The sequence below is a fragment of the Nonlabens sp. Asnod3-H03 genome, from assembly GCF_045063665.1.
In the GTDB taxonomy this organism is placed as follows: domain Bacteria; phylum Bacteroidota; class Bacteroidia; order Flavobacteriales; family Flavobacteriaceae; genus Nonlabens; species Nonlabens ulvanivorans.
On the sequence record NZ_JBEFOD010000008.1, the window covers coordinates 371517 to 380333 of the forward strand.

An 8817-nucleotide genomic window follows, 5' to 3' on the forward strand; every position below is an offset into this window, starting at 1 on the left:
ATGAGCAACATAAATTATAAATGTGTCAAATGCGGTCATCACGATTATGAAACTGGAGAAATGCGAGCTACTGGCGGCACGCTTTCAAAAATTTTTGACGTACAGAACAAGAAATTCTCTTACGTAGCTTGCACTCGTTGCAAATACACAGAGTTTTATAAAGCCAGCACAGGAGCATTGAGTAACATCTTTGACTTTTTTACGAGTTAAATTGTCAGTCTGAGCCTGTCGAAGACGATTTATCGTTAATTGACTTTGTTAGCGTCCCACTTCGACAAGCTCAGTGTGACATTAGCTTTTAACCATTAAACACTAACCAACCTTGGAAAACTATTTCAACATATTATTCTCTGAAGTAAACATCACACTTACCGTGTTGTTAATCATTCTTATACTCTACTGGCTTGCCACGATGATTACGGGAATAGATTTTGACCTAGACGTGGATGTAGACATAGACGTAGATATCGATGCAGATGTTGATCTAGACACTGGTATTGAAGGAGGAAATATGGATTTCCAGGACGTTGCAAATGCTGAAGTTGATCGTGAACACGTAGTGAACAAACGCACTCGTAAACTCAAGTGGTGGCAAGTCTTTTTGATCTATTTCAACTTTGTAGGGCTGCCATTCATGTTCACGTTTACATTTTGGATTTTCCTTTGGTGGATGATTTCTGTTCTTACAACATCAATCACTGGCAGTTATGACAACACATTCGGATTTGTAATCGTACTTGCAGCGTTTATACCAGCATTAATTCTGACTAAAGTAATCACCACGCCTTTCAAATCATTTTTCAAAAATTTGAATAAAGATGGAGACAAAGCAGTAGACTTTTTAGGTCGTGAAGCCTTACTTTTATCTTCCATTTCTGGAGATAAATTAGGAAATGCAGAGGTCATGGCAGATGGTAACTTAATGAGTATCTATGTAAAATCCTTAGATGGATCAGAATTACGCTTTCGCGAAAGCGTGCTCATCATCAAACAATCAGATGATAAGAACTATTTTTTAGTGAGTAAAGCATAACTATAGAGCACACTATCAATTAAAAAGGAATTATGGAAGGAATGTTACCCATTGTCATTACCGCTATAGCATTCATAACATTTTTGATGATAATCAATTTTTTGTTGATTTTCATATTTTACAAAAAAGTACCAACTGCAAAAGCTATCGTTCGCAATGGATTTGGCGGTACCAAAGTTGCTATTTCTAAAGGTATGTATGTGATTCCATCATTTCATACTTATGAGATTCTAGACCTCTCTTCAAAAAGTATAAGAGTAGAACTATTAGATGATAATAACCTGATAACAAAAGACAATGTAAGAATTGATATCAAAGCTTCTTTTATGATGCACGTTAATAATGAACTAAAACAAATTAAACGAGTAAGTGAAACTATAGGAGTTACAAATGCTTCAAATGAAGAACATTTAAAAGAATTATTTTCAGCTAAATTTTCAGAAGCTCTTAAAACAGTGGCAAGAAAATATGAGTTTAAAGAATTATTAGACTCTCGCAGTGAGTTCCGCGATAATGTTATAGACATTACAGGAACAGACTTACATGGCTTTATATTATCAGATTGCGCCATTGATTATATAGAAAAAACAATAAACCAAAAACAATAAACCAAACAAAAACTATGGACGGAACATTAGGAATCATTGTAACAGGAGTAGGAATCTTTCTATTCCTTGTAATTGTTTACTTCGCAATCATTGCGATGTTTTACAAGAAAGTACATCAAGGACAGGCACTAGTGCGTACTGGTTTTGGAGGTACAAAAGTCGCTACGGATAAAGGACTTTATGTCGTACCGGTATTTCACCGTGTAGAAACTATGGATATTTCTGTAAAGAAAATCCAAATTGAGCGTATGGGCGTAGAAGGTCTTATTTGTAAAGACAACATGAGAGCCGATATTAAAGTAGCGTTTTTCGTGCGTGTCAATAATGAAGTAGAATACATTAAAAAAGTAGCTCAAACCATAGGTGTAGCTCGTGCATCTCGTAAAGAGACACTAGAAGATCTTTTTGAAGCAAAGTTCTCTGAAGCATTAAAAACCGTAGGTAAGAAATTTGAATTTATCGATTTGTATGAAGCACGTCGCGAGTTTCGTGATGAGATCGTAGATATTATCGGTACAGACTTAAATGGTTATACGCTTGAGGATTGTGCGATTGACTTCTTAGAGCAAACCAGCGTTTCTCATTTAAAAGCTGACAACATCTTAGATGCTGAAGGTATCAAGAAGATTACAGATCTTACTGCTGCACAAAACATTAAAGCAAACCTGATTAAGCGTGATGAGGAAAAGGTAATACGCAAGCAAGATGTTGAAGCTCGTGAAGCGATTCTAGAACTAGATAAGCAACTGGCCGAAAAAGAAGAGCAACAAAAACGTGAGATTGCAAACATCAAGTCTCGTGAAGATGCTGAAACACTAAAAGTAGCTGAAGAAGAAAGACTTAAGTCAGAAACAGCTCGTATCGCTACTACAGAAAAAGTTCAGGTTGCTGAAGAAAACATGCAACGTCAGATCATCATTGCAGAGAAAAATAAGCAACGTACTAACGCTGTAGAAACAGAACGTGTGGAAAAAGACCGCATGCTGGAACTTACCGAGAGAGAAAGAGTCGTGACTCTAGCTCAAATCGAGAAAGAAAAAGTAGTAGAGGTTGAGAAAAAGAACATTCAGGATGTGATTAGAGATCGCGTGGTGCTTGAAAAAGGCGTGGTGGAAGAACAAGAAAACATGAAGGACATCGAGGCTTTCAAAACTGCAGATCGTGCTAAACAAGTTGCTATCACAAATGCTGAAGCAAAAGCTCAAGATGATTTAATTAAGGTAACTAAGGCTGCCGAGGCTTCTAAACAAGCTGCAGTTCAAAAAGCTGAAGAAATCAACATAGAAGCACTTGCTCATAAAGAAGCTAGTGAAAAAGAAGCAGACGCTCGTAAGATTCTTGCTGAAGCACAAGCTAAAGAAGAAGCAACTGTAGGTTTATCTGAAGCACAAGTAATGCATGCAAAAGCTGAGGCTAGCGAACGTCAAGGAATCGTAGATGCTCTAATCATCCAGAAAAAGGCTGAGGCTGAAGCAAGCGGTATCGCTGCAAAAGCTGAGGCTAAACGTAAGGACGGACTTGCAGAGGCTGAGGTAATCAAAGAAAAAGCCCTTGCAGATGCTGCCGGTATCGAAGAGAAAGCTGAAGCAATGAAGAAACTTGATGGTGTAGGTAAAGAACATGAAGAGTTCAAACTACGTCTAGATAAGGAACTTCAAGTAGATCTAGCACAAATCAATATCCAAAAAGATATTGCCGATGCGCAAGCACAAGTAATAGGAGATGCATTAAAAGCTGCTAAGATTGATATCGTAGGTGGTGAGACTATGTTCTTTGAACAAATCATTGGTCAGATCACTAAGGCCAAAGGTTATGACAGACTCGTAAATCATTCTGAAACTGTATCTGAAGTAAAAGATGCCATTCTAGGAAGTGATGACGTAAAAGGTAATTTGTTGGATAAAGTAAAGGACTTTGCAGACAAGTATAACATCAGCTCTGAGGACATCAAGAACCTGAGTATCGCAAACATTTTGAACAACCTACACGGTAAATCAAATGATGGTGATGAGAAAAACATGCTGAGCAACTTGTTGAACATGGCAAAAGGTATGGGACTTTCTGGTAAAAAGCTGGGAGATATCTAAGGATATTTTTTGAATGCTACTCTATTCTTTCTCAGTAAATAATAGTAAAGGACTATTCGCAATACCTATTGAATACCTCACGGATTTTGAAAATCTGTGAGGTATTATTAACCATCAACCTCGACTTTACTTTCAATGGCAGAAAAAAACACCAATAACACTACACAACTAGACTCAGGAACTTACGAGATCATCCAGAGCCGTTTGCTCAAGCAAAAGAATGACTTGCAGCAACGACTTAATGAGCTTAATGAAGAACGTAAAAAGGTCTTCGGTTCTCTAGAAACACGACTGATTGCAAACGACCGCGTGAATACAGAAAATAACTGTATCGCCCGTGATATTGTGACCATCGGTAAATACAGCATCTTTGGTTACAACGTGCATCTAGGATTGCGCACTGAGATGCAATTGAGTGATGTTTTTAGTATCTATGAGTTTGATCGTGATGGTGTGGATGGTGATGCGTTACGCTTTCGCGAAAGCGGGAACAAATTAAACCTCATCACAGATCCTATTTTTCAGACTGATTTTGAAAATCTGTACAAATACTATCGCAACACGATTTTTTCCAAGTTTGCGATTATGGGGAATTACCTGCATATGGTATTTCAACTTAGTGATTCTGTTACGGATATCAAGACTTTTAAGTGGTTGATAACTGATGATGGTTTACAATATGTAGACAATCGTAGTGAGCATGAATATCGTTTTCCAGCGCAATATGGTTTCCAGTGGAAAGAAGCTGGACGCGATAATCAACGTGCTGGTGTGCATGGACATGTATCGATTCTAGACAAGGTTTTTGTAGAAACTATAGGTGGTGATTTAACCATAAAGGTTGAAGATAATACCGACGATGGTCAGGGAATTTACCGTGAAGATGTAGAACACCGCGACCAGACACTAGACGACGGGCAATATCGTTATGCCGATTTAGGCAATCTGATTGTTCTAGAAATAAAACCGTTTCAAGAAGAGCCTCGTTATTTTGTGTACAACCACAAGATTAAGGAAGTAGAACGCATCAATAGTATTGCAGAGGCTGCAGTATTGCTACCAGATGATCAAGGTATTATTTTCCCGAGTGGTTATTACTTGCAAACTGGAGAGTATAACGTATTCCCTAGCGATGCTGGTAAATTAAAATTTCAGCAAAGAATCGCATCACCTAATGGTGAAGATCATTTGTATGTGTTTTATAATGCTGCGCAGGGATTGTATGTTTTGATGTCTTACAATGTGATTGATCAAACGGTAAAAACACCTATCGTTTGTAATGGATTTACGATTTTAGAACAAGGTGAGTTGTGTTATTTCCGCACCGAAGATGAACAGACCAAGCATCACATGATGCAAATATGGCAAACACCTTATTTAAAAGGTAATATCATGCCGTCTGAGCATCAAGACACGATGTTATTTAAGATAGGTAACAAGGATATTGTTAAAGCCATGGCGCAAGCAAATGAGCTGCTCACGCTTCTTAATAAAGAAGATAGTTATGGTGGTTTATATGATGACATTGCACGTTCTTCAAAAGATATTCTAGATGCCTATTACTGGTTGCCTGAAGAAGAAACTAAACAAATTAATCTACCTCTTAACGAGATCAACAAAGCGTCTAACGCAGCAATTGACGAGTTTGAGAAAGTAAAACAGCTGCGCAAACAAGCAGCTGCAGATACTAGAGATATTTCTAAAAAGGCAGATGAGCTTTTTAGTAAAATTAAAAGCACCTCATTTAAGTCTATCAATGATTTTGTAGAGCTACTGACTCAGCTGCGCAGTTTGCGAGGTGAAGCCATAGGTCTTTATGAAATACGTTATGTAGATACCGATTTCATCAAAGGAATCGAGGAGCAAATCGTAGAACAAAATGAAGTGATCTCACGTCGTGCGGTTACTTTTTTACTCGATGATAAAGCACTCGCTCCTTATCACGATGCTGTTGCCGAAAAACAAAAAGCACTAGACGACACAAAAAAAGTGATCGAGATTAAAAATCTTGAGAAAGAAGTGAATCAAATTGCTGAAGATCTCGAGCTTTTAATAGACATCGTTTCTAATCTAGAGATAGAAGACACTTCTCACTCTACTAAGATTATTGAGAACATATCGTTGATTTTTGCTACCATAAATCAGGTAAAAGCGGCGATCAAGAATAAAGTGAAAACCGTAGGTAAAAAAGAAGCGCAAGCAGATTTTGCCGCACAGTTAAAGCTGATTGACCAGAGTATTATCAATTATCTGGACATTGCAAACACACCAGAAAAGTGTGATGAGTTTCTTACCAAAGTTTCTATACAACTAGAAGAGTTGGAAGGGAAATTTGCCGATTATGAGGAGTACATTACAGAGATTATAGGCAAGCGTGAAGAGGTTTACGCTGCTTTTGATAATCGTAAAAGTAGTCTGGTAGAAGCGCGCAATAAAAAGGCGATGGCATTTCAAAATGCTGCCGAGCGTATTCTAAAAGGTGTTCAAAAAAGAGCACAATCATTAGATAGCGTTACCGAAATCAACGGTTATTTTGCTAGTGATTTAATGATCAATAAAGTGCGCGACATTGTCGTGCAATTAAAAGATCTCGATGATGCCGGAAAAGCCGAAGCAATTGAAACAGCGCTTAAAGTGGCTCGTGAAGATGCTTTGAGAAAACTCAAGGATAAGAACGAGTTGTATGAAGATGGTGATAACATCATCAAGCTAGGGAAACATAAATTCGGTGTTAATAAACAGCAGCTAGACCTGACCATTGTATTTAAGGATAATGGGCTGTTCTATCATTTAACAGGAACTGACTTTTATCAAGAATTGCATAATGAGATTCTCACACAATCTCAAGGAATATGGAATCAAGATTTGGTGTCTGAAAATAACCAAGTCTATAGATCTGCCTACCTCGCCTACTCTATTTTTAAATCTGGAGATAAAGAAGCTTTAAGAATAATGAGTCCGGCAGATTTGCTGACAACCGTTCAAGAAATCGCGAGTGGTAACTATTCTGGTGGTTATGTAAAAGGTGTTCATGACCATGACGCTGCTCAATATTTAAGTGTTTTATTACATAAACACCATGATCTGGGCTTACTCACTTATGACCCAAATACGAGAGCGCAAGCACAGTTTTACTGGAATGCACTAGATACCAAACATCAATCCAACCTCAACCGTATTTTGAAAAGTGCTGGTGAGGTATTATCTGTTTTTCCAGATAGTAAGGAGTACGACTTTATAATAGAAGAACTGGCTGATGATATTTTTAAAACTTCTGAGTCTGCTAATAGTTTATCTATCGCAAGTTACTTATTCAATGAACTTAAAGACAATGATCATTTCACAGTAAGCACGAGCGCTATTCAATTAAAAGAAGCTTTTGAAAAGAAAATAAAATCTCAAAATGCCGATTTGAAATTTAAGAAAAGTCTAGAAGCTTGTGAGGACGAGAAGTCTAAAGTGGAACTGGTGAGACATTGGGTTTCCGCTTTCGCGAAAGCGGACTCAAAACAATCTTTACTGACATATGTAAACGAATGTGTGGCAAACATACTTTATGGAGAGCTGACAGCTGATAAAACAGTTGCCATCTCACCTAGTGAAAACATCAATGGATTAAAAGGGTCGCACCAGACGATTGAAGAAGGTGTGTTTGTGTTTAATTACCATGAGTTTGTACATACACTAGAGCACTTTACAACGATAAAAGTACCTGCTTATGAAACCTTTAGAAAAGCAAAGCAAGAGGTAACTGAAGAGTTAAAAGAGTCCTTGCGATTAGAAGAATTTAAACCACGTGTATTGAGTTCTTTTGTCCGTAACAAGTTGATCGATCAAGTATATTTCCCACTAATAGGTGATAATCTTGCCAAACAATTAGGTACGGTAGGTGATACAAAACGTACCGATCGCATGGGATTATTGCTACTTATATCACCACCAGGTTATGGTAAAACAACCTTGATGGAATATGTGGCAAACCGATTAGGCTTGATATTTATGAAAATAAATGGTCCAGCGATAGGTCATGAGATTACATCAGTGGATCCTGAAGCAGCAACTAATGCAGCAACGAGAGAAGAGCTTAAAAAGCTGAATCTTGCTTTTGAAATGGGTGATAATGTGATGTTATATCTAGATGATATCCAGCACTGTAATCCTGAGTTTTTACAGAAGTTCATCAGCCTGTCTGATGGTACTCGTAAAATAGAAGGAGTCTATAATGGAAAGCCGAAGACCTATGATTTACGCAGCAAGAAGTTTTGCGTGATTATGGCTGGTAACCCATATACTGAAAGTGGAGATAAGTTCCAGATTCCAGACATGCTTGCCAACCGTGCCGATATTTATAATCTAGGTGATATTATAGGTGATACAGCTCATTTATTTGAATTGAGTCTGGTAGAAAATGCACTGACTAGTAATCCCGTATTGCAACAGTTAAGTAACAAGCATTTTGATGATGTTTATGCATTGATTGATCGTGTTCAAAACGGAGCAAGTGATAATGAGTTAAAAGGAAATCACAGCAATCAAGAAATAGCCGATTATGTTGCTGTGCTTGAGAAAGTATTAAAAATACGTGATACCGTTCTTAAAGTGAACCAGACCTACATCGCAAGCGCAGGAATGGAAGACACTTACCGTACTGAGCCTAGTTTTAAACTACAAGGTTCTTACCGTGATATGAATAAACTGGTCGCTAAGGTAGTTCCTATAATGGACGATAAAGAGTTGCAAACGCTCTTATTATCGCACTATGAAAGTGAATCACAAACCTTAACTAGTGCTGCTGAAGCCAACCTGTTGAAGTATAAAGAACTCATCAACACCATCACTCCAGAAGAGCAACAACGATGGGAAGACATCAAAGGAATTTTTGCCAAAAACAATAAGCTTAGTGGTCTAGGCGGACAAAATCAGATGTCTCAAGTCTTGAGTCAAATGATGGATTTTACCGAGAATCTAGAAGGTATTAAAGAGGTGTTGAAGAAAGGATTGTCTAAGTAAAAACAAACGTTAATCTTCAAAAAAAACAGTCTTTTGAAATTCGTTTTCAGCTATAATAATTGACTTAGAGCACTAAAAT

5 protein-coding genes are annotated in these 8817 nt (G+C 37.6%); all 5 read left to right on the top strand.

From position 1 onward, the window contains the following. Nucleotides 1-210, top strand: coding sequence for a zinc ribbon domain-containing protein (locus ACJJVI_RS04895; protein ID WP_081866592.1), 210 nt, complete (start codon nucleotides 1-3; stop codon nucleotides 208-210). 112 nt (nucleotides 211-322) lie between these two features. Then, nucleotides 323-1033, top strand: coding sequence for a hypothetical protein (locus ACJJVI_RS04900; RefSeq protein WP_405350776.1), 711 nt, complete (start codon nucleotides 323-325; stop codon nucleotides 1031-1033). Between the two features lie 32 nt (nucleotides 1034-1065). Beyond that, on the top strand, nucleotides 1066-1641 hold the full coding sequence (locus ACJJVI_RS04905) for an SPFH domain-containing protein (protein WP_405350778.1): 576 nt from the start codon (nucleotides 1066-1068) through the stop codon (nucleotides 1639-1641). Nucleotides 1642-1655: 14 nt separating this feature from the next. Then, nucleotides 1656-3728 (top strand): flotillin family protein, encoded by a 2073-nt coding sequence (locus ACJJVI_RS04910; RefSeq protein WP_042294990.1) that lies wholly within the window; start codon nucleotides 1656-1658, stop codon nucleotides 3726-3728. 135 nt (nucleotides 3729-3863) lie between these two features. Further along, the gene (locus ACJJVI_RS04915) at nucleotides 3864-8738 is read left to right on the top strand and encodes a DNA repair ATPase (protein WP_405350780.1); all 4875 of its coding nucleotides are present in this window, start codon (nucleotides 3864-3866) and stop codon (nucleotides 8736-8738) included. Nucleotides 8739-8817 lie beyond the last annotated feature (79 nt).

What these genes read in the sequence shown, in the direction of transcription:
- ACJJVI_RS04895 (WP_081866592.1), top strand. Translation starts at nt 1, where the DNA reads ATGAGCAACATAAATTATAAATGTGTCAAATGCGGTCATCACGATTAT.
- ACJJVI_RS04905 (WP_405350778.1), top strand. Translation starts at nt 1,066, where the DNA reads ATGGAAGGAATGTTACCCATTGTCATTACCGCTATAGCATTCATAACA.
- ACJJVI_RS04910 (WP_042294990.1), top strand. Translation starts at nt 1,656, where the DNA reads ATGGACGGAACATTAGGAATCATTGTAACAGGAGTAGGAATCTTTCTA.
- ACJJVI_RS04915 (WP_405350780.1), top strand. Translation starts at nt 3,864, where the DNA reads ATGGCAGAAAAAAACACCAATAACACTACACAACTAGACTCAGGAACT.